At 64.0% G+C, this 25,927-nt stretch carries 20 protein-coding genes; 7 read left to right on the forward strand and 13 right to left on the reverse strand.

Going from position 1 to position 25,927, the window contains the following annotated elements; translation table 11 throughout:
* Nucleotides 1–668: 668 nt before the first annotated feature.
* The 9 genes from NH396_RS00575 to NH396_RS00615 form a co-directional block, all read right to left on the reverse strand.
* Complete coding sequence (locus NH396_RS00575; RefSeq protein ID WP_253060895.1) at nt 669–1,619, reverse strand: glycosyltransferase family A protein; 951 nt, start codon at nt 1,617–1,619, stop codon at nt 669–671.
* Entirely contained in the window at nt 1,603–2,358 is a 756-nt protein-coding gene (locus NH396_RS00580; RefSeq protein ID WP_253060897.1) for a glycosyltransferase family 2 protein, read from the reverse strand. Before NH396_RS00580 ends, NH396_RS00575 begins: the two co-directional genes overlap by 17 nt.
* On the reverse strand, nt 2,351–3,625 hold the full coding sequence (locus NH396_RS00585; RefSeq protein WP_253060898.1) for a glycosyltransferase: 1,275 nt from the start codon (nt 3,623–3,625) through the stop codon (nt 2,351–2,353). Before NH396_RS00585 ends, NH396_RS00580 begins: the two co-directional genes overlap by 8 nt.
* Before the next feature lies 1 nt (nt 3,626).
* Nucleotides 3,627–5,126, reverse strand: a complete 1,500-nt coding sequence (locus NH396_RS00590; protein WP_253060899.1) for a polysaccharide pyruvyl transferase family protein — start codon at nt 5,124–5,126, stop codon at nt 3,627–3,629.
* A gap of 161 nt (nt 5,127–5,287) precedes the next feature.
* Entirely contained in the window at nt 5,288–6,679 is a 1,392-nt protein-coding gene (locus tag NH396_RS00595) for a hypothetical protein (protein ID WP_253060900.1), read from the reverse strand.
* Complete coding sequence (locus NH396_RS00600) at nt 6,676–7,743, reverse strand: EpsG family protein (RefSeq protein WP_253060901.1); 1,068 nt, start codon at nt 7,741–7,743, stop codon at nt 6,676–6,678. Before NH396_RS00600 ends, NH396_RS00595 begins: the two co-directional genes overlap by 4 nt.
* A gap of 2 nt (nt 7,744–7,745) precedes the next feature.
* Nucleotides 7,746–9,041 (reverse strand): sugar transferase, encoded by a 1,296-nt coding sequence (locus NH396_RS00605; protein WP_054556262.1) that lies wholly within the window; start codon nt 9,039–9,041, stop codon nt 7,746–7,748.
* Nucleotides 9,042–9,239: 198 nt separating this feature from the next.
* Entirely contained in the window at nt 9,240–11,603 is a 2,364-nt protein-coding gene (locus NH396_RS00610; protein ID WP_253060902.1) for a GNVR domain-containing protein, read from the reverse strand.
* Between the two features lie 73 nt (nt 11,604–11,676).
* Nucleotides 11,677–12,876: a polysaccharide export protein gene (locus NH396_RS00615; protein ID WP_253060903.1), complete on the reverse strand. Its 1,200-nt coding sequence runs from the start codon at nt 12,874–12,876 to the stop codon at nt 11,677–11,679.
* A 1,463-nt stretch (nt 12,877–14,339) separates the two neighbouring features.
* On the opposite strand from NH396_RS00615, the gene NH396_RS00620 reads away from it, so the two are divergent.
* The 5 genes from NH396_RS00620 (at nt 14,340) to NH396_RS00640 (ending at nt 19,432) form a co-directional block, all read left to right on the forward strand.
* On the forward strand, nt 14,340–14,717 hold the full coding sequence (locus NH396_RS00620) for a hypothetical protein (protein WP_253060904.1): 378 nt from the start codon (nt 14,340–14,342) through the stop codon (nt 14,715–14,717).
* Complete coding sequence (locus tag NH396_RS00625) at nt 14,717–15,505, forward strand: YjbF family lipoprotein (protein WP_253060905.1); 789 nt, start codon at nt 14,717–14,719, stop codon at nt 15,503–15,505. The genes NH396_RS00620 and NH396_RS00625 overlap by 1 nt, the downstream gene beginning before the upstream one ends.
* Nucleotides 15,499–16,410 (forward strand): hypothetical protein, encoded by a 912-nt coding sequence (locus NH396_RS00630; RefSeq protein ID WP_253060907.1) that lies wholly within the window; start codon nt 15,499–15,501, stop codon nt 16,408–16,410. Before NH396_RS00625 ends, NH396_RS00630 begins: the two co-directional genes overlap by 7 nt.
* Before the next feature lie 99 nt (nt 16,411–16,509).
* Nucleotides 16,510–19,023, forward strand: coding sequence for a YjbH domain-containing protein (locus tag NH396_RS00635; RefSeq protein ID WP_253060909.1), 2,514 nt, complete (start codon nt 16,510–16,512; stop codon nt 19,021–19,023).
* 79 nt (nt 19,024–19,102) lie between these two features.
* On the forward strand, nt 19,103–19,432 hold the full coding sequence (locus tag NH396_RS00640) for a YkgJ family cysteine cluster protein (protein ID WP_253060911.1): 330 nt from the start codon (nt 19,103–19,105) through the stop codon (nt 19,430–19,432).
* Nucleotides 19,433–19,491: 59 nt separating this feature from the next.
* Here NH396_RS00640 and NH396_RS00645 read toward each other — a convergent pair whose 3' ends face one another.
* Together NH396_RS00645 and NH396_RS00650 are read right to left on the reverse strand one after the other, a co-directional pair.
* Nucleotides 19,492–21,087 (reverse strand): acetyl-CoA hydrolase/transferase family protein, encoded by a 1,596-nt coding sequence (locus NH396_RS00645; RefSeq protein ID WP_290441670.1) that lies wholly within the window; start codon nt 21,085–21,087, stop codon nt 19,492–19,494.
* 408 nt (nt 21,088–21,495) lie between these two features.
* The gene (locus NH396_RS00650) at nt 21,496–22,437 is read right to left on the reverse strand and encodes a LysR family transcriptional regulator (protein WP_043334148.1); all 942 of its coding nucleotides are present in this window, start codon (nt 22,435–22,437) and stop codon (nt 21,496–21,498) included.
* Nucleotides 22,438–22,744: 307 nt separating this feature from the next.
* On the opposite strand from NH396_RS00650, the gene NH396_RS00655 reads away from it, so the two are divergent.
* Both NH396_RS00655 and ppnN read left to right on the forward strand, forming a co-directional pair.
* On the forward strand, nt 22,745–23,044 hold the full coding sequence (locus NH396_RS00655; protein WP_253060915.1) for a hypothetical protein: 300 nt from the start codon (nt 22,745–22,747) through the stop codon (nt 23,042–23,044).
* A gap of 16 nt (nt 23,045–23,060) precedes the next feature.
* Nucleotides 23,061–24,473, forward strand: coding sequence for a nucleotide 5'-monophosphate nucleosidase PpnN (gene ppnN, locus NH396_RS00660; protein ID WP_290441656.1), 1,413 nt, complete (start codon nt 23,061–23,063; stop codon nt 24,471–24,473).
* Nucleotides 24,474–24,627: 154 nt separating this feature from the next.
* Here ppnN and NH396_RS00665 read toward each other — a convergent pair whose 3' ends face one another.
* Entirely contained in the window at nt 24,628–25,044 is a 417-nt protein-coding gene (locus NH396_RS00665) for a hypothetical protein (RefSeq protein ID WP_253060917.1), read from the reverse strand.
* Between the two features lie 88 nt (nt 25,045–25,132).
* Entirely contained in the window at nt 25,133–25,594 is a 462-nt protein-coding gene (locus NH396_RS00670) for a flavodoxin domain-containing protein (RefSeq protein ID WP_176677450.1), read from the reverse strand.
* Nucleotides 25,595–25,927 lie beyond the last annotated feature (333 nt).

Consider the following 25,927-nt stretch of genomic DNA (forward strand, 5'->3'; position numbering starts at 1 on the left):
CTGGCCTTGTCGCCAGATCGTGTCGTGATACTCAAAGTGAAACGAGGCAATGGCGGCAGAATCTCGTGCACATCTGACGGCTTTTCAGCGGCAATCGAGGTGGACTTCAGGGCATTTCGCCGTAAAGTTCTGTTCCCTCAAGACTCCCTCATGACTCCCTCGGGTTTCCCTCGGGTCTCTCTCAAGAGATGTCTTCCAAGGCGGAATTTCCCGCCTTCATTGGCCGAAAATGAAATGCCGACAATGTCCTGTGCAAGTGGATTCACCCCCATTGAACAGCGATATTTCGTGACAGCGGCGCGAGGTTACCCAACCCACGGGCCAGAAGGCTCGCAGGTGATTGCAGGTAGACTGCAGGTAGCTCGCAGGGAAAAGACGCGCCGCTTGAGTCAGTGATGGGCAATCATCGCTGCCCGAAGTGTGGCTCTGTTATAAAGCAACTTCGTGAAAAGTCATCCTGTCGGGCGCAATATGATCCAAAACATGACCCTATCTAACTTGTGACTTATCTTTCTGATCCTGCCTGCCGCAACTTCCCTGATATGCCACTTGATCAATTGACTACCCGGGCGGCAATGGCCATCTCATGGATGGCCATGCCTTCGCGCTAGAGTCATCATCAAATCAGAACCGTCAGTCAATGAGAGCCATCAGCGGCGCGGCAGTCATCAGCGAAAGTAATGCTTCGCGAAGGTCGCCAGGTGGCCATGCTTCATGGCGACCGGCGCCTTGCGCAGGAAAAAGGCCAATGACAACGGCGAGAAACGACTGCCGGTGGCGCGGGCAAACATGCGCCCCTTGGTGCGCGCCTTGGCCGGCGTGCTGTAGAAATCGCTGCCGGAGGTGACCCCCGCATGAGCGACGATGCCCAGATTGGCTCGCATCAGACGCGCACCCTGACGACGTGCATCGCTCAGCACGATGAACTCCTCGCCGGAGGGCTGATCGGTGCCCAGGCCGAACTGCTCATCGAAGCGTGCATGGAACTGGCAGAGATCCAGCGCCATGTCGACCGAGCGCACGCGCGCCAGTGACAACAGGCTGTGGGTCTTGAAGGACACCGGCGGCGCGGGCCGGTCCGGGTCCCGCTCATGCAATGGGAAGGCCTTGACGTGGGGGAAGCTGATCGCAGCCGCTTCGGTGCAGGTGAAGGCTTCCATCACCAGCGCGACTGCCTGGGGATGCAGCTCGATGTCGTCATCCAGCACATAGGCGTAGCGCGTGGCACAGGCGGCCAGCGCCGTGTTGCGACTCTTCGACAGCCCCCGCCCGTCGATCGCCAGGTACTCGAAACGGCTATCGAAATTGGCCAGCGCGTATTCGCGATATTGCTCGCGGCTCGCGGGGTCTGACAGCTGATGCACGATCAAGAAGCGCGCCCCGGGCAGCGCATCATGACGCGGCACGCTGTAGAGGCCGTCATCCAGGGTCGAGATCAGGAAGGTCAGCTCCGGCACCTGGCGACGCGCGCTGTCATCCACCTGGCGTGCCCCGACCAACACGCGCGGGCGCGAGTCGAGGGTCGGCTGCGCGCTTGCATCGGCATGGCGGGAAGCCGCCGTGGACTCGGTGGAAGGTGTCGCGGATGCCGCGACATCCTGTTCAACGATGTTTTGCATAACCGTTCACCGCGTAATGGACAAAGTTGCGACTGGCACTGATCACATCCATCCCCAGCACCTCACGATACAGACGCCACTGATAGGCGGCGGCCTTGAACTTGTTGGACGACACGCTGCTCTCGCGACGCGTATAGCGCGCCAGCGGTTCCGGCATGCCCTGCGCCGGGCCCAGCTGACCGATGATGATCAGCCACAGCGCCAGGTCCTGACGCTTGCGGATCGTCGGCATGTAGAAGCGCCCGTAGCGACCGGCGTCATAGATGGCGGTCAGGCAGCCGATGGAGTTGGAGCGCAGCATGTCGTCACGCGTCAGGCGCTCGGGCGGCGCGAAGTACGAGACGTGCTCGCCCTGCTCATCGACCATCTCGTAGCCGGTGTAGGAAAGCCCGGCGCCGGTGTCCTGCATGAAGGCGATCTGGCGTTCGATCTTCTCGGGCAGCCAGGCATCGTCGGCATCCAGAAAGGCGATGTAGCGGCCCTTGGCCTCGGCGATGGCACGGTTGCGTGCCCGGCCCGGGCCACCGTTGGTGTCGGTTTCCAGCACGCGGATCTCGATGCCAGCGGTGTCCAGCGCCGCGAAGTCGTCACGCAGACGACTGGCGGCACCATCCGGCGAGGCATCGTCGCTGATCAGGATCTCGCGTACCGGCTCGCTCTGGGCCAGTACCGAGTCGACGGCGGCGTGCAGGCGGCGGTCATAGCCGTAGTTGGGCATGATGACGGAGACATCAGCCATGGGCCTTCTCCTCAAGCGGCTGTCGCTGAACGCGACGCGAGTGTGTGTCTGGGCGCGTGTCGGCGGATGAGTCCTGACGCGCCTGCCCGGTAGTCGCCGCATCGCCGGGCGTCGGCGGCGCGAGACGCGAGATCAGACGCTGATATTGCGGCAGCACCGCGTGTGCGCTGTAGCGGTCAAAGCTCTGCCAGGCACCGGTTGAGAGACGCAGCAGAAGCTCGTCATCGAACTCGAGGCGCGCCAGCTCGTGGGCAAGCTCCGCGATGATGGCGGCATCCTGACTGCCATCCGGCTCCGCGCTGAGCATCCCGTCACGGCCATGCTCGATCAGCGCCAGCGGGCCGGAACGCACCGGGCGTGACAGGCACGGCAGCCCCTCACGCTTGGCCTCGATCACGTTCATCGGCAGGCATTCGCGCTCCGAGGTCAGCAGCAACAGGCGTGCACGCCGCAGCTCGTGGGAGACATCCCTGAGCGCGCCGGTGAACAGCACCTGAGTGCCGGCAGGCACCGTGCTGTCGTTGGCGCCCTGGAAGACGCGCAGGCCCAGCTCGTTGCACAGCGCCAGCAGGCGTTCACGCTCCGGGCCGTCACCGACCACCACCAGGCGACCGCGACGGTAGCCGGAATCCGCGAAGGCACGAATCGCCAGATCGAGGCGCTTGATCGGCGCCAGTCGCCCGACCATCACCACATCGACCTGATGCTCGCAGCCGCTGCGTGCCTCATCTGCCTGCTGGTCATCCAGATAATTGGGAATCACCGTCGGCGTGAGGCCGCGGCGACGCCAGCATTCGGCATCGACCTCATTGAGCACCTGCAGCACATCGAGGTGGCGATAGGCCAGCTGCTTGACGATGCGCTTGGCACGGCGATCGTGATGATAGGCGCTGTGCTCCTGGGCGATGATGCGCGTGCGCGGACGCGGGCGCCCCTCACCATCGACGCCACCGGTGCCGCGTGCCGCCAGCTGCGCCGCCAGATGGAAGGCGAAGTAGCCGCTGACCATCACCTCGATCCGCGCCTCCAGCATCAGGCGACGCAGATGCGTCACCCAATGGCGGAAGTTCTGGCGCGTGCCGGTGGCCGGCAGCCCGAGGGTGCGATATTCGACACCCTCCAGACGCCCCCAGTAGGGCTCGCCTTCGCGCACCGAGACCAGCGTGACCCGGTGGCTGGCGCTCAGGTCCCGCGCCAGACCATGCATCACCTTCTCGACGCCACCACAGGCGCTGATGTCCTGAATCAACAGAGCGACATGTGCCATATCAGGCTCCTCGCACGACAGGCTCGTTGTCCGCCGTGTCGTGCTCCGAGGCCGGTGCATCCGCGGCCACGGCAGCGGCCGCCGCGTCATCGGCCGCCTCAGGGGTGGTTGACCTGGGTGTCGCCGGCGTCGGGAAGGCAGCATCATTGAGCTTCAGTTCACGCTGGCCCCAGACACCGGCACGTCCCGGTGCACGGCGCAGGAAGTCACGCGTGATGTCGGCGGTGATCGCCAGCTTCTCGGCGATGACGCGCTCGGCCAGCGCCGGGAAGGCCTTGTCGGCGACCAGCGCCTCGATATCGGCCACGATGCGCGCCGGGTCGAAGTTCTCGATGTCCTGCACGCTGTCGCCGAGCCCGAAGTCACGCATGATCCCCGGCGCCTTGGGCCCGCAGTAGGACAGCGCATAGACCGGCGTGCCGGACATCAGCGCGAAGATCACCGAGTGGAAGCGGGTACCGACCAGGAACCGGGCATCGCGGTAGAGATCGACCAGCGCATCCGGGCTCGGGTCGCCCTGCACCAGCTCGATGCGCTTGGCGAGGTCTTCACCGCCCGCCGTGGCCAAGGCCTTCTGCAGATGATCGAACACCAGCCGGGAGATGCGCTGGTCATTCTCGATATCGGTCGGGCCCAGCACGTGCGGGACCACCAGCAGGCGCTCGATGCCCAGACGCTCGCGGGATTCCAGCAGTGAGCGCGACAGCACCTCGACACGCTCGGCGAAGGCTTGCTGATCCAGGCCCCACCAGTCGCGCAGGGTGATCACGGCGTACGGCGAGGCCATGCCATTCGGCGCCTTCACCTTGGCATGCTCGTCACTGGCACGCGGGGCCATGGCAAAGGCCATGTCGGTGCCCAGCAGCGCATGCGGCAGCTTCGGGTCGGCCTTCTGGGTCATGGCGTGGGTGATTTCCTCACGCGAGACCACCAGGCAATCGCTCAGGGTGCGCAGGAAGAAGCGCTCCTGGGCCGGGGTCTTGAACGGGCCGAAGGAATGACCCAGCAGAAGCACGCGCTTGCCGGCCTTGCGGGCCAGCATCACCGGCGCCAGATAGCCGATCAGTGCCAGCCACGAGGACAGCGTCTTCTTGAAGCTGCCGTTGTGGAAGATATGACCGCCCTTGACGACCACCAGGTCTGCGGCGTCGATGATGTCGTTGCCACTCTTGCCCTGCTTGCCGAACATCATCCTGGCGCCCAGGCCGAGCAGCGAGCTCACGAAGCGCAGCTTGTCACGCATCGGCGGCATCAGCGGCTGGCCGACGGTGACGCGTTCACGGTAGCGGCGACGGATATGGCGGAAGGGTCCACGCTCGGTGGCGAACACCTGATCATCGATGGGCAGGATGTCGATGCGGTGGCCTTCGGCCTTGGCCACACCGGCGCCGGAGACATCGCTGCGGCCCTGTTCGGCATCGATCAGCTGATCGAGAAAGTCGATGGTGCCCATCAGGATGGCGGAGTCGCCCTTGTTGTCGTCATGCCATCCGTGCGTCATGCATATCTTGGCCATGCTGTTCGTCCTTCTGTCCGTAATGTCGCGATTCGGAACGCGCGATGCCTGAGGGCTGTGTCTGAATGCCCGGCATCGCCGTCATGTCATCAACCGGAAGTCACAGATGCTGACCTTCCGATTCCTGCTGCGCGCGTGAAGCCTGGTCAGGCACTCGCCGCAGCGTTGTCTTCGTGTGCCTTGCCACCACGGGACAGTGATGGCTGGAAGAGGATCGCCATCGCCAGCATCACCACTTCGGCGGCGACCGGCACACACAGGAAAAGGCGGTAGAGATCGACGCCCAGCAAGCTGCCGGTGTCACCGGACGCGTTACCAAGCGAGTGATTGAGCGCCGCGATCGCAAGCCCCCCGCCGACCACCAGCGTGGCGCCGGTGCTCTGGCACAGCAGGCGCTTGCCGTTGAGGCGCAGCGCGGCCAGACGCGTGAAGGCGCAGGTGACGAAGGCGTGCACCAGATAGACCAGCGCGAAGGCGCGCAGCGTCAGGGTCAGGCGCGGGTAGGCGCCGCTCAGGAAGTGTTCCGCCAGCCACGGCGCGATCAGCGCCAGCCCTCCCGCCACCGGCAGCGCGAAGCCACTGGCGATGACCAGGTACTCCTTGAGGCGCGCATCGCCATGGGTCAGCTTGGGCAGGTAGTAGCGATACAGGCTGGTGGGGAAGACATAGAGCGCGAACACGATGGAGGTCACCACCGAGACACTGGCCACCTGAGCGGGCGCAAAGGCAAGCCCGGCCAGAATCACCCAGGCCTGCAGGTAGGCGAACGACATCAGGTTGTTGTAGAGAAAGCCGCGACCGCGCGCGAAATCGGCCTTGCTCGGCAGGCGGCGCTGGCCCGCACGCTCTTGGCCCACGCCCTCATGGCCAGCCGCCGCGTCGGCATCGGCCCGGGCATCCGCTGCCGCATCACGCGACAGCCACATGCCCAGCGCCATCACGATGACCAGCGCGATGGCGCTGACCGTCACGAAGGTCGGCACCGGCGCCAGGCCGAACATGCCGGACGGTGTGGTCAGCTCGGCACTGAACTCGGCGCCGGTGACGAGCGCGACGCCCTGGTGATAGAGCGCCGGGCCCGCCGCGCAGGCGACCGCGATCGCCACCGCCAGCGAGATCAGCACCGTCATCAGATTGACGCGCCCCAGACGCTCCTGACGCTGCAGACGCGAGTTGATCATCTGCAGGCCGACCTGCTCCGCCGCGGCGCGCAGCGCACAGAAGGCGAAGATGAAGGCCGACAGGCCCAACAGCGGCGCGATGCCGACGGCGAAGCCGGTCGCCAGCAAGGCGTAGAGCGAGATGCCGACGCCCATCCAGCGGCGCAGTGCCGCGCCACTTGAACCATCGCGGGTGACCAGCAACACCTCGTTGCCGCCCATGCGCGCCAGTACGCCCAGCAGTACCGCGTAGTTGAGCGCCAGCGCGTATTCACCGAAGGCCTCCGGCGCCACGGCACGCGCCAGCAGCAGGCCCGCCGCGGAGGACAGGCCGCGCGCCATCAGATTGAACAGCGAGAAGATCAGCGCTTCGCTCATGACTGGCCTCCGTTGCCGACGACCAGGGCTTCATCGCTCAGGAAATAGAACTCGTAGTTGTTCAAGAAATCGTGGTCCTGATTGCCGGCCGCCACCTTCAGCGACATGAAGAACAGCGCCATCATCAGCGCACCGCTGATCAGGCTGGGCAACAGCTTGTCGCGGAAATGCTCGATCACGTCACAGATGACGAAGATGGCGAACGGCAGAAAATAATAGCTGGCACGTGCCACATGCTCACCGTAGGTGATGAACAGGGTGTAGAGCGCCACGCCGATGAACATCAGGTTGAAGGCCCAGGGGTCCAGTGACAGGCGGAAATGCTTCCACAGCACCAGAGTCCCCAGGCAGATCAACAGGTAGATGACGTAGAGCTTCTCGCCACCGCCGGAAAAATCCTCGAAATAATGCGCATAGAGGCCCAACGCACTGAGAATGCTCTTGGCCAGCGGCCCGGCCACGAAGCACAGTGGCAGCAGCCCCAGGTAGAGCCAGAACGGGTAGGCGCGGCGCAACAGCGGATAGATCACCAGCAAGGGCAGATACAGTGCCAGGGTGTAGTGGAAGCTGGTGCCGACGAGCATCAGCACCAGCGCGGGCAGCCGCATGCCGCGCTCCAGGCACGCCATCGCGAGCATGAACAGCGCAATTGCCACGTGCTGCTTCACGAAGCCGAAGGCCGACAGATAGATCAGCGGCAGGCAGACGAAGAACAGCAGGCACCAGGCCAGATTGCGACGGCTCATCACCAGTGCCGAGACGAAGCACGACACGTAGAGAATGGCGGTGATGATGAAGAACAGCTGCGGCTCGCCCCAGGCCCGCGCCATGCGTGCCAGGGCAGCAGGTGCAGGCTCGAGAAAGCTCAGGTCGACCTGCCAGGTGGCCATCTGGCGGTACGAGAAGTAGTCGTACCCTGCGTCGTAACGCAATGCCATGAACGCCAGACACAGCCCACCGGCCAACCAGGCACCCACCATGCGGGTGCGCTCGCTGGCGGCCAGCGGCAGGATTGCCACCAGCAGGGCCATGAAGCCGACGTAATAGCCACTGACGGTCAGCATGCTCAGCGTGCCCCGAAGCCGGTCAGCATGGTCTTGATGGTACGGCCGACGATCAGCAGGTCGAGCCACACGGAGAAGCGCTTGATGTAGTAGAAGTCGTGCTCGAGCTTCTCGCGGGTCTCGTCGGCGTCAGAGGCGTAGCCCTGAGTGACCTGCGCCCAGCCGGTGATGCCCGGACGCACCACGTGACGGTAGTTGTAGAACGGAATCTGTTCGGCGAATTCATTCACGAACTTGACCTGCTCCGGACGCGGGCCGATCAGGCTCATCTCGCCCTTGAGCACGTTGATGAACTGCGGCAGCTCATCGATGCGGGTCTTGCGGATCACGCGACCAATACGGGTCACGCGCATGTCGTTGGCCTGGGCGAACTGGGCACCGGTCTTCTCGCTGTCGTGGCACATGCTGCGGAACTTGAACATGCGATACGGACGACCGCCCTGGCCGACACGCTCCTGGACAAAGAACACGCCGCCCGGGGAATCGAGGCGGATCAACACGGCAGTCACCAGGCAGATCGGCAGCACGAACGGCGCCACGGCGAGCACGGCCAGCATGTCGAACAGACGCTTGAACAGCTCATATTCACTGTTGGGGGCCAGCTGACCGAAACTGTTCTCACGCACCTGATCGAGCTCGACACGCCCAGTCAGCGACTCGCGGACTTCGCTGGCGTCATAGACCGGGATGCGATGCAGCACGCAGTTGGCCAGGAAACGCTGCCATTCTGCCGGCATCTCGGCTTCCAGATCGGCGACCACGCCGTTGTAGCGCTCTTCGCCCAGGTCCGGCGCGCGCATCAGGTTCCAGCGTGCCCCACGGGTGGTGAACAGGCTGCGATAGTCACCGAAGGGCACCACGGCCAGCTTGCGGATGCGGGTGCGCTGCTCGGCCCAGAAGCCGATGGAGCAGATCAGCATCGCCGCCAGCCATGAGCTGCCGAGCACGATGCGGCTGAAGCGCAGATCCAGCGCGATCAGCACGCTCATCGCCAGCAGATAGCTGATGGTGATGGCCGGCAGCACGTAGGCGAAGGCCTTGGCGCCGGGGTAGCGCGACATGTGACGAATCGCCTGCAAGGCGAGCAGGAAGCCGCCGCTGGCGGCGATGACACTGTGCATGCGCATCTCGCTGACCCACGGGCGCAGGCCATTGATCAGCAGCAGCGGGACACCCACTGCCAGAATCAGACCGACGATGGCCTGACACAGCGAGTTGAACATCAGTCGCTCGTACATGCGGGAGTGGCGCTGACGCCCTTCCAGCCCGGAGCTTGCATGGTTCGTCGTGGTATTCATATGCCGTTACCCCCTTGGCTTGCGTTCGTGTTGTGGTTCCGTTCATCACGCTCGGAGCCGCTGGTGCCGTCGCTCGACGGCGTGCTACCCGATGCTTCACCCGTACTGCCCCGGCTCTCGCCTCGACTGCCGATCCCCACTGCCAACGAGGCACGCAGTCTCAGACATCGGGTTCACGGGCTCTAATGCAAGTGGCCGCTAACCCTTGGCGCCACCCTGGTACTGATAATCGTGATAGCTGTAGCCGTAGCTGTAGGTCGTGGTGGCCTTGCGCTCGACGGCATTGAGAATCGCGCCATCGACATGCACGCCACTGGAGGCGAAGCGCTCCAGCGCCGCTTCGATTTCCTTGGGCGAGTTATGCATGAAGCGCGTCACCATCACGCTGACCCCGCACTGCTTGCCGACGATGGCCGCATCGGTAACCGCCAGGATCGGCGGCGTATCGACGATGACCATGTCGAAGTTGGCGCTGGCCCACGTCAGCAGGTCGCTGAAGCGTGACTGCAGCAGCAGCTCCGACGGGTTGGAGGGCGTGGTACCGCGCGCCACGTAGCACAGGTTGCTCGGCGCACCGTTGGCGGCCGCCCCTTCGCCAAGCGCCACAGCAGCGGCCTCGGACATCGCCAGACTCGGATCAGTGATGTGACGCACGATGCTGTCGCGGTCGGCCTTGCCGAGCAGGAAGTCGCTCAGGCCCGGCGCGGCGTCGCTGGGCGAGACACCCGCCATGCTCTGGTGGACATGGCCACGGCGCATGTCGGCATCGATGACCAGCACCCGATTGCCGGCCTGGGCGCAGACGGCGGCCAGGTTGGCGGACACGAAGCTCTTGCCGATGCCCGGGCTCGGGCCACAGATCATCAGGCGATTGTCGGGGGCTTCCATCATCGCGAAGTGCAGGCTGGTGCGCAGACCGCGCAGACCCTCGATGGAGAGATCCGCCGGGTTGCGGATCGCCAGCAGCCCCGACGCGACGTTGTCATTGGCCGCTGTGGCGACACCCCGACCGGTGAAGCGCTTGAAGCCACGTGCCAGACGACGGTTGAGGCGTGCCTGCTCCTCGGAGAGCGGCAGGGTCGCGTGGACATTGAGCCCCAGGTCGGAAAGCTCCGACGGCGTCTCGATACCGCGATGCAGCATGGAGCGCAGCAGCACGAAGACCACCCCGAGCATGCCGCCCAGCAGGGTCGCGATCACCACGATCATCGCCTTGCGCGGGCTGATCGGATGCGGCTGAGCAACGGCTTCGTCCAGAATGCGGATATTGCCGATGGTGCTGGCCTGGGCGATGTTCATTTCCTGGGTCTTGTTGAGCAGCTGCACGTAGATCTGCTGATTGACCTCGACTTCACGCTCCAGACGCAGGATTTCCTGCTGGGTGTCCGGAAGATCACCGACCTGCTTCTCCAGCTCCTTGCGGGTCTGCTGCAGGTCCGCACGCTTCTTGCGCAGTGCCACGTAGTTGGGGTGACTGGGGTTGAACTTGCCGGACAGCTCCGCTTCTTCCAGCTGGGTCTCGTTGATCTGGTTGTCGATATTGACCAGCTGCTCGAGCACCGACTTGGTCTCGAGATCCAGATTCACGCTATCGCTCTTGCCGCGATAGGCATTGAGACGGTTCTCGGCCACTTCGAGACGCTCACGCACCGTCGGCACCTGCTTCTTGAGAAACTCGAGCGACTTCTCGGCTTCGGCGGACTGACGTTCGATGTTCTGCTGCTGGTAGGTATCGGTGATGCGCTGCAGGGTCTGCTGGGTGCGCAGCGGGTCTTCGCCGACCAGCGCCAGACCCAGCACCCCGGTTTCCTTGCCCATCTCGGCCACCGCGAAGCGAGAACGCAGCGCATTGGTCGCTTCCAGGGTCGACTGATGCATCAGCGTGAATTCAGCACCTCTGGCCGCGTCCAGTGCACTGACCTTGAGCGTCACCTCGCCCAGCGGGCCATCGAAGCGTGAGGCTTCGCCGACCACACCGGTGCCCAGCGCATCGCCGTCGTACTGCAATTCGTACTCACCGCCCTCTCCCAGCGACACGAGCGTCAGCGGCACGTCGTCCCAGGCCGCCGGCACTTCGAGGCTTGCCACGTCGATCGACTCGCCGGCCCAGACCATGCTGGACCCGGCAAGCCAGCTCGGACGCGTGAATTCGTGGGTACGCAGGAAGGTGCCGATCAGCGGGTACTGATACGGCTTGACCACCAGATCCAGCTGTTCCTTCTTGACTGTCTCGCCCAGCACCAGGCGTGAGGTGATGATCTGGATTTCGGACTCGGACGGCGGCGCCTCGCCACGCAGCAGGCTGGAGACATCACGCAGCGGATTCATGTTGCCGCCGCTCTCCTCGACCTGCACCAGCGCATCGGCCTTGTAGATCGGCGTGGCCAGCAGCGCGTAGAGCACTGCCAGCACGGTGAAGGTGCCGGTGATCAGCGCCAGCGTCAGACGGCTGTCATACAGCTGGCCCAGCATGCGGCCGAGATCGAGACTGGTGCGCGCGGGCACGCTTGACGACTCGCTGGCCGAGGCCTGACGCGTGGTGTGGGAATTGCGGTTCGACATCGTTGGGTCACTCTCCTGGTGTCCTGCCCGGCCACGGCGGTGCCGGGCAGGGACGCCTTGACGACCCCTCGCCTTACTGGCCGAGGGTATCGAGGTTGTCCTGGATTTCGGTGCTGTAGTAGATGGAACTCACCGTCGGCAGCAGCTGGGTGATCACACGGTTCCAGCGCGAGACCGGTGCGGCGGTCACATAGACGACGTCCTGCGGCTTGAGGCCGAAGTCCGCGCCCAGAATCAGCGCCGTGGAATTGCGCGCATCCAGCTGATAGACGGTGGCCAGCTTCTCGGGGTCTTCACGATCACGACGGATGACGAAGATGCCCGATGCATCGGCGGAGTTCTCCTTGATGCCGCCGGCACGCGCGATGGCATCGGTCAGCGAGATCGGGCTTCTGCCCAGCGGCAGGCTGATGGACTTGTCCACCTCGCCCATCACGAACACCTTCTGGGTACCGACGTCCGGCACGTAGAGGGTGTCGCCATCCTTGAGCAGGCGATCATCGCCCGCCTCGTCATTGGCGCCATTGCGCTCGGCCAGCAGCTCATAGAGGGAAATGGTGGTCTCTTCGCCATTGCGCTTGAGCACCACGTTGTGCCAATCGGCGTCGTCGGACAGACCGCCCGCCGCCGCGATGGCGTCCAGCAGGCTCAGCGGCACATCGCTGATCGGTTGCACGCCGGGCGACTGGACCTCGCCGGTAATCCGCACCTTCTGACTGCGGAAGGCGGCGACCTTGACGTCGATCTGCGGCGCATTGAGGTAGGGCTGCAGCTTCTCGCCGAGATCACGGCGAATCTGGTCCAGCGTCATGCCACTGACCTTGACGCGACCGACATAGGGATAGAACAGCGTGCCATCGGCATGCACGACGTTGCCGGCTTCCTGCGCACTGCGCTCGGAGCCCGTCGGCAGGGTCAGCTCGGGATGGTCATAGACGATGATGGTCAGGATGTCGCCGGGGCCGACACGGTACTGATAGTCCGGTGCCAGACTGGCGCGCGTGCTGCTGTTGAGCTCCTGGGCCAGCGCCTTTTCAAGCTCACGACGCTGCCTGTCATCGCCACTGGACTGGCGTGATTCGGCGTCTGCGCGCGCCTGGGCCTTGATCAGGCCAAAGGTGATCGGCTCCACATCGACGATGTCATCCACCGGCGCAGCGCTGGTGTCGTAGTCGATGTTGCCACCGGGGGCGAAGACGCACCCGGCGAGCCCGGTGAGGGCGCCGATGCTCAAGCTGGCGCCCAGAAGTCGTGCTATCAGTGCATTTTTCATCTGAAGTCCGTTGAGTCGACAGGCCCGATGACCCGGCACCCCAGTGCCATGATCATCGCGCCTTCCCCCGCCGCACATGGCCGCCGGGATGGATTCGATAACGTCTTCAGTTCCTGCTGCGTCATGCGTGTCGCCGGCCTTGCCTGGCAATCACGCGGCTGCCGAGGGTGGGCCCTCGTGCATTTGGGTTCCGGACCCTGGCGGTCTCGGTGTCTTGTGACTGGTGTCTTGCGACTGGCGTCTCAGGACTGGTCGCTGCGACCTCATTCACGCTCACGCTGGGCCAGTGTGATCCGCAACGCTTACCGCGACATTTCCGCCATATGAATCACGCACATGGCTTGTCATATCCCGCCGTCATCCCCATTCAGAAGGTAGGCGCATGGTTCAAGATCTACGAAGCAAGACCCTGAACCGCAACCGACGATGCTCAGACGGTAGGTGTATTCAATCTACTTTCCACTTGCGGCTCTGACACCACTCTCTGCATGGCGGCCTTCATGCCACTCTTGCTGTCATTTGGGCAATATCTTCAGCACCATTGCAGAGCAAACTTTCTGTAGTTTTTTTACCGAAATGCGGCACACCTCTTTCGAGCACAGCCCACGACCCATGGAGCTGCCAAAGGATTTGCCGATGAATCAGTAACACCAATGCAGCGGCATCGCCCTGCATTGGATCACGCCATTCGTGGCGTTCCTGGCAAGGTGACCAAACCCTGTCTGCCGTGCATTTTACCTGATACACGCCTCCCGCCAATCAGCACCCTGTTACAAAAATCCAATAAAAACATTGGTTTGTAGCGCCACAAGTACGCTCGATGTCGCCACTTCCACGAAAGACGCGTTGCCGATGACAGACACCTCAAACCCCGTTTCGTCGGCAATGCGACACACTCAACCACAGGATTCCAGTCGCCACGCGGACCCCGTCTGGCGTAGCGCCCGGTGGATCATCGACAGTCACGTCGCCAATCATCCACACCCCAATTACTCTTTTTTACACAAATAATTCTCAAGTCATCAACGCGAATAATACGCAAGGCTTCGCGCTAGACAGTTCACATATTCTCGTTAACATGAGCCTCGCTTTGCCGTGACTTATCGGCCTTGTCTCCGTGCGGAGAAGGACTTCCTGAATCAACCGCTCGGCGGCTGATACCTCACAGGCCCGTCAGGCGCAGACAGCAAGGCGCAACGATGAATTTCGGCAAGCACATGACCAGGGAATACGGTCATGACAGGAACACCTCAGGACGAGGTCGCGCCACGGAGGATGCCAGGGATGGCGTCAGGGACGGCGCTCTTCTCCTCTATCGATATCTTCAGCAGCAGGTTGGATGATCGCCAGCATCTGCTGGCAGCCTCGACGCCGATGCCTCAGTCCTTGAGTCATCCCATCGTGGTCTGACATCCCTCCCTGGTCGGCTGACCGCCGACAATGCTCATCAAGGAGAGTTATCCATGCGCAAGACACATCTGGGAGCCATCATCGGCCTGACAGGTGCCCTGCTTCTCGCTGGCAATGCCATCGCGGAAGAAGAAGCGCCTCAGGGTGCGACCGGTACGACTGGGACTACCGGCACGACTGGCACCACTGGGACTACCGGCACGACTGGCACCACTGGGACTACCGGCACGACTGGGACTACCGGCACTGTGCCGACAGGTAGCGCAGCCGGCACCGGCACTGCCAGCCAGAATGCCACCGGCAGCGTGACGCCGAGCGCCAGCAGCGGCAGCGTCGCTGCAGGTGCGGCCACCGGCACCGTCGGCGGCGGCACCGGCACGACCGGTACCACCGGGACAACCGGCACCACTGGTTCAACCGGGACTCGCTGATGAAGACGGCACGTGCGACGCAACGATTCACGTTCTCAAGCCCTGCGCGGGGCACGGCGGCTACCTCGGTGGTCTCCCGTGCTCTGCGCAGCAGGTCGTTGGCGGCATTCGGTACCCTCGCGTGCCTGGTGTCGCTTTCCGGCTGTGCCCAGATCGTCTCGAGTTCGCTCGGTGATGTGATGGGCAAGGACGAGTTTGACGCCACACGTGCCAGCGAGCTGCCCTATGCCTCTCTCAAGCTGAAGCATGCCAACAGCACCGCGCTGGTGGTTCTGGCGACGCTGGAAGGCAATGGGCGCATCGCGCGTTTCGAGAGTCGCGACCGCGGCATCCTCGAATTGCGCGATGGCGTCCTGTCCGCCACTTCAGGCTTTGCGCGTGATGTGGCAGACAGGCGTGAGCAAAGTACTACCGGGCGCGCTCTGGCGCGTCCGGCCTGGTTGATGGCCAGTGGCACGACCTATCAGGTCAGTGTCAGTGCGCTGTCCCCCTACCCGCGTCGGCTGGAGCGTCATGATGCCGCCTCCACCGGCAGCCAGCGCCAGGACGACGTCGCCGTGATGCAGGTACACGAGGCCACGGCGCGACTCGAATGCGAGACCGCCGCCCCCTATTCGCTGCCGCTGGCAGAACTGCCGCTGCAGCACTGCCGCGAGATTCTGAGCTGGGACGACGGCAGCACCACGCGCAATGACCTGTGGCGTGACGAGAATCGCGTCTGGGCGGCCGACATGACAGCCTGGCCCGATGGCCCGCGGTTCGGTTGGGAGGTCGCCAAGGCATGGTGAGCCCCGTCCTCTCGTCGCTGGCCCGTCTATCATCACTGGCCCGTATGAACAGCGCCACCCTCCTGCTGCCGCTCGCACTGAGCGCACTGCTGGCCGCGCCCCTGTCGAGCGCTGATGACACCCCGCTGCCGTTCAGCGCCGCGAGCACGCCGCTGGCCAGCCAGGTGCTGCAGGCGCAATGGGATGGCCTGGCGCCATCCAAAGCGCTGGATTGGCGCTACAGCTTCGTCAGCACGCCGCTGATTCGCCAGCAGATGGCCGCGCGAGCCAACCGCGTCAGCGCCGAGCTCGAACTGATCGCGGCGCGCTACGCCGTCGGCGCGAAGGAAGACAGCCCGCAAGCGCGTTATGCCGAGGCATTGCAGGCCTGGCAGGCCTATGTCGAGCAGGGCCGCGCGTCAGGCACCCACTCGCCAGATACTGACGCCGTGGTGGCACGCCTGCCGGGTCAGCTCGACCCGCGCCGCGACATGCGCGATGGCCCGCAGGCGATTCGCATCGCCCCGGGCATGGTGGTCGGTGCCTGCCAGGCGCCACGCAGCGTGGTGATTCTGGACGCCACCGGCGTTCATGAGCGCAAGTGGATGCCGAATCTCAGCCTGGATGCACTGATCGACGAGCGCGCCGCTGCCGGCGGCATCGGGCCAGCCGTCGAGGTCAGCCTCGTGACGCCGCAGGGCCAGGTGCTGACCCGCCCGGTGGCGAGCTGGAATCGTCTGACCAGCGGCGACGCCGACCTGCCCGTCGCCCCCGGCGCCAGCGTGGTGATCAGCACGCCAGGCATCGATACCGCGCAGCAGTGGGTGAACGAGGCGCTACCGGCCTGGCTTGCCAGCCGCCTGCCGGGCGATGCCTGCCAGAGCTGGCAGCTGGACGCCGCGAAGCTTTCGACGCCCCCGCGCTAGCCGGCGAGACTGCCCCGGCGCAGCACACTGCGCCTGATCGCGAACCCAACCCCTTATTCACGTACGTGAGCCGCTGGCTTGCGTGCATGCGAGACGCCCATGTCGAGTCCTTTTCGCCCTGCCAATCACGTTACGCACTCAAGCCCCGAGCAGCGCCCTGCCCTGGCACGCAATGGCTGGCTGGCACTCGGCATGGCGGGCGGATTGCTGGGTGCGCAGATCGCCCATGCGGCGACCGGCGAATCCCAGAGCGACTTCGGTGGCGTGGGTCTGATGCAGACGCCCACGGCGCGTTTTGCGCCCCAGGGCGAATTGAGCTTCACCTACAGCCGCACCCAGCCCTACAAGCGCTTCAGCGTCAACGCGGCGCCCTTCGACTGGATGGAGCTGGGCTTTCGCTATGTCTCGGTGGAAACCGTCAGCTACGGCGCGGCCGCCCCGGACCGCGACTACCTGGATAAATCCTTCGACACCAAGTTCCGTCTGATGGAAGAAGGCCGCTATCAGCCCGAAATCGCGGTGGGCCTGCGAGATCTCGGCGGTACGGGCCTGTTCAGCTCCGAGTATCTGGTCGCCAGCAAACGCTACGGCGACCTCGACTTCAGCCTTGGCCTCGGCTGGGGCTATCTGGGCACGCGCGGCGACTTCAGCAATCCGCTGGCAGTGGTGAGAAGCAGCCTCGAGACGCGCAGTGACTCGACCAGCGATGACGGCGGCGACTTCCAGCTCGGCAGCATGTTCAGTGGTAGCCCGGCCGTCTTCGGTGGCATCGAATACCAGACGCCCTGGGACCCGCTGACCCTGATGCTGGAATACGAAGGCAACGACTACTCCGACGAGCCACTGACGGTGGAGATCGAGCAGGACTCGCCGGTCAATCTGGGTGCGACCGTCAAGGTCAATGACAACCTGTCGCTGCATGGCGGCTGGGAGCGAGGCAACACCGCCATGCTGGGGCTGTCGCTGTCGACCAATCTGGCCGGGCTCGCCCAGGCCAAGGACGACGGCACGCCGGAAGCGGTCGCTCCCAGCCCCCATGGCCGTTATCGCAACGACCAGACACCCGAGGCCTTCCGCGTGCGTTCGCTCAACGCGAACGCCTCACACGGCACAGCGTCCTCCGCCCCCACCGCCAGCGCTACCCGACCGGCAGGCGTGGTAGCAGAGCCGTCAGCCCATGAAGAGCCTTCAGCGAACAGAGAGCCTTCAGCCCATGGAGAGCCTTCAGCGCATGAAGAGCCTTCAGCAAGTAAGAAGCCGTCAGCGAACAAGGATCAACAAGGCCGCCTGCTGACCCTCGACTCGTTCGGCGGCGCGCCCGCAGACTCCCCGCTCGGGCCGAGCGCGACTGACGGCCCGCAGGCAGACGATCTCCCGCGTCTTGCCGACGTGGACTGGGACGCGCTGGCCGATACCCTGCGTGCCCAGAGCGGCCTTGAGGTGTCACAGCTGCGGGTCGATGGCGATACCCTGATCGTCGAGGCCGAGGCGACGCGCTTCCGCGATGACCTGCAGGCCGAAGGCCGCGCCAACCGCGTGCTGCACAACCGCCTGCCCGCCGAGATCACCACCTTCCGCTATCGCCTGAGCAGCAATGGTCTGGCGCTGCGCGAAGATGAGCATCCGCGCCAGCCCTTCGTGGCCGCCGCCAATGACCGTCGCTTCGGCGCCGAATACGAGCACTCCATCACCGCCCATGCTGCCTCGCCTCATAGCTCCGACGAAGCGACACGCCAGGCGACAGGGGATGGCGTCAAGCTGGCGCGCGAGCCGTTCGGTTTCAGCTGGGGCTTCTCGCCGAGCCTCAAGCAGAATTTCGGCGGCCCCGATGGCTACCTCTATCAGCTCAACCTGCAGCTGGACGCCCTGTGGCGCACCGACCGCAATGGCTGGTTCACCGGCGTGGCGACCTATCAGCTTGCCGACAACTTCGACAACTACGAGTACATCGCCGATTCCGAGTTGCCGCGCGTGCGCACCTATGTCGGGGAATACATCAAGGAAACCGATCTGGGCATCACCAGCCTGCAGTACAACCGCACCCACCAGTTCGGGCGCGACTGGTACGCCCAGGCCTACGGCGGAATTCTCGAGATGATGTACGCCGGGGTCGGTGCCGAGCTGCTCTATCGCCCGATGAACAGCTCGCTGGCGCTGGGGCTGGACATCAACCGCGTCCGCCAGCGCGAGTTCGACCAGCAATTCGGCCTGCGTGACTACTCGGTCACCACCGGCCACGCCACCGCCTACTGGCAGTCCGGCTGGCACGATGTGCTGGTCAAGGGCTCGGTGGGGCGTTATCTGGCCGGCGATGTCGGCGCGACGCTGGACCTGTCGCGCAGCTTCTCCAACGGAGTCAGCGTCGGTGCCTGGGCGACCCTGACCGATGCCGGCGATGACTACGGCGAGGGTAGCTTCGACAAGGGACTCTACGTCAGCATACCGCTGGATGCCTTCTTCACCACCTCCAGCAAGGGCAGCACCGGCTTTGCCTGGGCACCGCTGACCCGTGATGGTGGCGCACGCCTCAACCGCCGCTATCAGCTGTATGACATGACGCGCGATCGTGATCCCGAAACTTACTGGAAAGGCATCGACAAGGTCTACAAGTAATCCGTTCGTGAGTGTGTTTCACTGCCGGCTGAAGCGTGCCGATATTGGCGCCTGACTCACTGTGGCTGACCCTGACCCGATGAATATTCCGATTACCAACGTCTCGCCGGCCACTGCCGGTGCTGCGACACCTGCCAATCACGAGATCGCCTGCAGCAATTGCCAGGCCTGTTGCTGCCGGCTTGAGGTCATTCTGCTCACTGATACCGGCGTGCCGGACTACCTGATCGACGAGGATGAATGGGGCGGCGAAATCATGCGTCGTCTCGACGATGGCTGGTGTGCCGCCGTCGACCGCGAAACGCTGATGTGCACCATCTACGACCGGCGCCCGCAGCTGTGCCGCGATTACGAGATGGGTAGCCCCGAATGCGAAGACGAGCGCCTGGAAAACGGCCTAGATCAGTAGGCCGCCTGCCAGCGCTCGTCTTTATTGTCTGTCATTACTGCCCGGCCTGATGTGCTGTCTCAGGCAGTGGCGTCCGGCACCGATGGGGCCGCTCCTTCAAGGCTCGGGCTTGTCTCGGGTAGCGTGCGCATGGCGCGCATATGCCCTTTCACCTCTACCTCGCGATGCCAGCTCAGCGCCTGCTCCAGACAATGTGGCGTGTGGCCGCCACGCTGGCACGCCTGTTCGAAGTAGGCGCGCAGCGCAGGGCGATAGCTCGGGTCCGAGCAGTTCTCGATCACCTGCACCGCCCGCTCGCGTGGCGCCAGACCGCGCAGGTCCGCCAGCCCATGCTCGGTGACCAGGATATCGACATCGCGCTCGGTGTGGTCCACGTGGCTGGCGAACGGCACCACGCTCGAGATATCACCGCCCTTGGCCAGTGATTTGGTGATGAACACCGACAGCTGGGCATTGCGCGCGAAATCGCCGGAACCGCCGATACCATTCATCATCCGCGTGCCGCAGACGTGGGTGGAATTGACGTTGCCGTAGATATCGAATTCCAGCGCCGTATTGACCGCGATCACGCCAAGGCGCCGCACGATACCGGGATGGTTGGACAGCTCCTGCGGGCGCAGGATCAGGCGATCACGATAGCGCTCGAGGTCCTTCCACAGCGTGCGGCCACGCTCCTCGGTGACCGTGATGGAGGAGCCGGAGGCGAAATCGAGCTTGCCGGCATCCAGCAGATCGAAGGTGGAATCCTGCAACACCTCCGAGTACATGGTCAGGTGCTCGAAGGGCCCTTCCTTCAAGCCACTCATCACCGCGTTGGCCATGCTGCCGATGCCCGCCTGCAGCGGCAGCAGTGCCGGCGTCAGGCGCCCCAGCGCGACTTCCTGCTTGAGCAGCTCGACCAGATGGTCGGCCATGCGCTCGGTGCCGTCATCCGGCGGCGTGCAGGTCGAGGGGCTGTCACTGCCGCGGGTCAGCACGATGGCCGCGATTCTGGCGGGGTCGATGGGGATGTAGGGCGTGCCGATGCGCGAATCCGGCGCGACCACCGGAATCGGCTGCCGACTGGGGCGCATCTGCGGAATATAGATGTCGTGCAACCCTTCAAGCGCCGCCGGCGACTCGAGATTGAGCTCGATGATCACCTTGTCGGCGAGAATCGCATAGCTGGCCGAGTTGCCCACCGAGGTGGTCGGCACGATGCCGCCATCGACGGTGATGGCACTGGCCTCGATCACCGCGATGTCCATGTCGCTCAGCTGGTGGTTGCGCAGCAGCTCCACCGTCTCGGACAGGTGCTGGTCCATGAACATCACTTCGCCGGCGTTGATGGCGCGGCGCAGCACCGGGTCGACCTGAAACGGCATGCGCCGCGCCAACATGTGGGCATCCGCCATCTGGCCGTCGAGGTCATTGCCCAGCGAGGCGCCGGTCATCAGCGTGATGGAGAACGGCTCGCGACGTGCCTTCTCGACCAGCGCCAGCGGCAGGGCCTTGGCCTCTCCCGCCCGCGTGAAGCCGCTCATGCCCACCGTCATGCCATCGTGAATCAATTCGGCGGCCTGGCTGGCGCTCATCTGGCGCGACTGCCAGTCAGGCCAACGGCAGCGGCGCGCGATCTCGGCGTGCTGCTCCGGGGTCAGCTCGCCGACCTCCATGCGCGCCAGCAGCGAGAAGACCTCGCTTGATGCAGCTGCTGCTTCGGGAGATGGGGAGGCTGGCGGAACATGGGGCGTGACACTGGAGCGAGAACCGGATGAAGACACGACGGCAGAACCTCCTGAAGGGCAAGACACCACGAAATGAGCAAACAAGGCACTGGCAAGGCGCAGACCTAGCCAAGCCTGAAATAGCCAAGGCTGTAATAACCAGGCACTGGCTTTCAGCATCCCACGCAGTACGCCGCCCCCGCATCAGGCCTTGGTCGCAAGACGGTGGCAGCGGCTGGAACCCGGCGGTGCACAAAGGGCGACGCAACACTCGGCGCACATGACGGCGGCGAGATACGAAAAAGCCCGCTCATGAAGAGCGGGCTTTCGAAAGGCGCAGACAATGGACGCGAGGCATTACACCATGCTGTCGAAGTCCATGTTGTCGAAGCTTTCCGGCGCATCGGCGTAGCCGTAGAGCGTATTGCGACGCTGCAGGCGGAATTCACCCAGCAGCTGCTCGTAGCGGCGCGGCACCTCGGCATTGTCACGCGTGACGATGTAGAGGTTCTCGTAGACGGCTTCGGTCAGCGGCATCTCGCGCACCTGACGCTGCCACGGCGAGGTCTCCAGCACCGTGCGCGAGACGACGGTGAAGCCCAGGCCGCGCGCCACGGCGTCCAGCACCATGCCGATGTCGTTGGTGAAACCCTGCTGGGGGAAGTGACTCATGGAGCGGAATTCGCCGGCGAAGTTCTCACGCAGCAAGGCACTGGCATTGTTGACGCCATCGGCGTAATTCATGAAGCCCAGCGCCATCAGCTCGTTGAGACTGTTGCCGGCGAAGTCGGCGGGCACCACCAGGCACAGCGGCTCCTGATGCCACAGCTCGAAGTTCAGGTCCGGATGCTTGACCGGCTCGGTGACGATGCCCAGGTCGAAACGACCCGCCAGCACGTCCTGCACGATCTCGGAATTGAAGGCGAAGCTGTAGCTGACCGTCAGCCCCGGATGCTGCTGCTGATAGCCCAGCGTGAACGGGTAGAACATCAGCCCGACGCTTGAGGGACTGGCCACGCGACATTCGCCACTGTCCGGGGAGTCATCATCTAGCGAGTGCATGAACTGGGTGTGCTCGGCGAACAGCTTGATGGAGTAGTCATAGCAGCGACGCCCCGCTGCGGTCAGCGAGAACTTGCGTCCCTGGCGATTGAGCAGCGAGCGGCCCAGATACTGCTCCAGCTTGCGAATATGCTGGCTGACGCCGGGCTGGGTCATCTCCAGCTTGCGCGCGGTATGGGTAAAGCTGCCGGTCTCCACCAGTGTGATGAAGGTACGAAAATACTGGGCGTTGAACATGAAGGCACTGACCACTCACGAACGGGGGACGCGACTCGGCGCATCGTGTTGCCGGCGACGACCTGCATGACGCAACTGCCATGTCAGCACAGGTGCCACCGACCCGCAAAGCAGATGATTCTACCAGAGCTGGCCGCCATGCGCAGCGCTGCGCCCCGCCACTCTCGCGTGTTAGCATCATGGACAATGCCAGCTGCCACCCTGGCTGCGTCTGCCGTGTTCAACGTCACGATGACGCGCCAGGGCCCGGCGCTTTACCCCTGTCCTGGCCAATCTTCGGACTGGCCCGAAACACGAGATGCTTTAGATGTCTGATGCTCTGGCTGCACGCGGCGAAGCCATTCACAAGGCGCTGCTCGCCATGGAAAGCGAGTGTGCCGAAAATGACCTGTTCCCGCTGGGGTACATGATTCCCCAGGTGGAACTGGTGCTGGAAAACGCCGATTACAATCCCGAGGATGTGGTTGCGGAAGACTTTGACGCCACCTTTGAAGAGTGGATGCAGCACGCCTTTGCCCAGGACAGCATGAGCGTGGACGACCGCGAGCGCATTGCTGAACTCTGGGCAGAAGCCCGGAAACGCGCCCAGACCACCGTGGGCGCCTGACACAAGGAAGACAGTCATGAATTCTGTCACCAGCGAAGCGACGACCTATTCACGTGATGCCAGCTCCATGCTGGTCTCGACCATCATCTCGCCGGAAGGCAGCCTGGAAGTGCTCTCCCAGGATGAGGTCAATCGCCTGCGAGACACCTCCTCCAACGGGTTGCACGACATCCTGCGCCGCTGTGCGCTGGCCGTGCTCAACTGCGGCAGCCAGACAGATGACAGCGTCGCGGTGCTCAACGCACACAAGAATTTCGAGATCGAGGTGCTGCAGCAGGACCGTGGCATTCGCCTCAAGCTCGACAACGCCCCCGGCGATGCCTTCGTCGACGGCAAGATGATCCGCGGCATTCGCGAGCATCTCTCCAGCGTGTTGCGTGACATCGTCTATGTGGCCAACGAGATTCAGAACACCCCGCGTTTCGATCTCACGACCACCGAAGGCACCACCAATGCGGTGTTCCATATCCTGCGCAACGCCGGGGCGCTGAAGTCCTCGCGTGAGCCGAGTCTGGTCACCTGCTGGGGCGGGCACTCCATCAACCGTGAGGAATACGAGTACACCAAGGACGTGGGTTACCACCTCGGCCTGCGTGACCTCGACATCTGCACCGGGTGTGGCCCGGGCGCCATGAAGGGCCCGATGAAGGGCGCCAACGTCGCGCACGCCAAGCAGCGTCGCAAGGAAGGCCGCTATCTGGGCATCTCGGAGCCGGGCATCATCGCCGCGGAATCGCCCAACCCGATCGTCAATGAACTGATCATCATGCCGGACATCGAGAAGCGCCTTGAAGCCTTCGTGCGCACCGCACATGGCATCATCGTCTTCCCGGGCGGCGTGGGCACCGCCGAAGAGATTCTCTATCTGCTCGGCGTTCTGCTGCACCCGGATAACAGCGAGCTGCCGTTCCCGGTCATCTTCACCGGCCCGGCGTCCAGCGCCGAGTACTTCAAGCAGATCGACGAGTTCATCGCCTACACCCTGGGCGAGGAAGCGCGCTCGCGCTACCGCATCATCATCGACAATCCGGTCGAGGTGGCACGCACCATGCGCAGTGGCATCGACCAGGTGGCGGAATTCCGTCGCCAGCATCAGGATGCCTTCTACTACAACTGGCGCCTGCACATCGCGCCGCACTTCCAGCAGCCCTTCGCGCCGACCCACGCCAACATGTCGGGCCTGGCGCTGCACCGCAACCAGCCGGTGCACGAACTGGCGGCCAACCTGCGTCGCGCCTTCTCGGGCATCGTCGCCGGCAACGTCAAGAAGGAAGGCATCGAGGAGATCGAGCGCGACGGCCCCTTCCGCCTGACCGCCGAAACCGAGCTGATGGAGCGTCTCGACGCCCTGCTCACCTCCTTCGTCGCCCAGGGCCGCATGAAACTGCCGGGCAGCGATTACGTGCCCTGCTACACCCTGTGCAAGTAAGTGGCCCGGTGATGGCACGCTGAGGCGTGTCGTCACCTCATCAGCCATCACAGGAGCGCCATCACAAGAACGCCCCGATCATCGCTGATCGGGGCGTTCTTGTTTATCGGGAAGATCTTGCTGACAGCATCTCATGAGCCTCAAGAACCGAGACTCAGCCTTCCTCACCACGACGGCGCTGCATCCACATGCTGATCACATGCGCCAGCAGGCCCAGCGTCAGACCATCGACCAGCACCTCCAGCCCACCTTCCTGCGGACGATTCAGCATCGGCGCGGCAAGGTTGAAGGCGGTCATCGCCGCCAGCCCCACCACCAGCCAGACCAGCAGACGACGCATCATCATCGGCACCTTGGCCCTGGCGCTCTCTGACAGCTGGCGATAGATATAGATGCCCAGCGCGCTGACGGCGACGGCGAAGCCGGTAATCAGCATCAGACGCGTATTCTCGCCGCTGATCAGGAAACGCGGAATATTGGCGACCATTACCACCGCCAGACCCGCCAGCACGGAGACGCGCTGCGGCGTCAGGTTGCGGGCACGCGGATGATCAGGATTCAGTTTCGGCATGTGAAGCAGTCTCGATGAAAGAACGGACAACAGAAGAAGCAGGCGGTGGGCCAACCCACCGCCGCAGGATCAGGCCGTGGCCACGGCATCAAGCGCTAGCCGGAAGCGTCGGAATCCAGCTCTCGACCCACGGCAGCGCCGCGTCGTCGGCCATGAAGGTTTCCATGGCATCGATCTCGAGACGCTCGCCGTGGCGCGTGGCGCCCAGGTCGGCCAGACGCTCATCCAGATGACGCCCCGCGCCACAGTAGGTCTCGCCGTAGGAGCTGTCGCCCAGGGCGATCAGCCCATAACGCAGCCAATCCAGCGCCGGAGACTCGGCAGACAGCGCATTGAGGAAGCCGGTCAGATTGCCCGGCACATCGCCACTGCCGGTGGTGGAGGTGACGAACAGCGCCAGATCAGGGCGCGCGTCAGTCAGGTCGGCCAGTGTCGGCTGGTCGAGCACCTCGACCGTGTAGCCGGCCTGCTCGAACAACGGTTGCACCTGCTCGGCCACATCCAGTGAACCGCCATACATCGTGCCGACAAAAATCTTCAGAAGCGCCATGCATCCTTCCTTATTCGAACGATCACCCGCCAGAGGCGGGAACGTGAGTGCAGTGCGAAGCGTCGCGCAGACGCTCTCCGACATTTGGTCGCGATGGTAGCACAGCACGCCTGCGAGACGCAGGCGGGCCTGGTCCGATGAATCGCTAGCACAGCGCGCCTGCGGGACGCAGGCAGTAGGAGCTGGCATCTCCCTTCATAGCCCCCCCGCAAACGAAACAGCGCCACCGTGAAGAACACGATGGCGCTGTGAGGGTCTGGCCAGTGAAGCATCCTGCGTTGCGAGCCTGGATCACGACCGCTGGCGAGAAAACCCTGTCAGGTGCGAACTTGC

The sequence above is a fragment of the Cobetia sp. Dlab-2-AX genome (assembly GCF_024124625.1).
In the GTDB taxonomy this organism is placed as follows: Bacteria; Pseudomonadota; Gammaproteobacteria; order Pseudomonadales; family Halomonadaceae; genus Cobetia.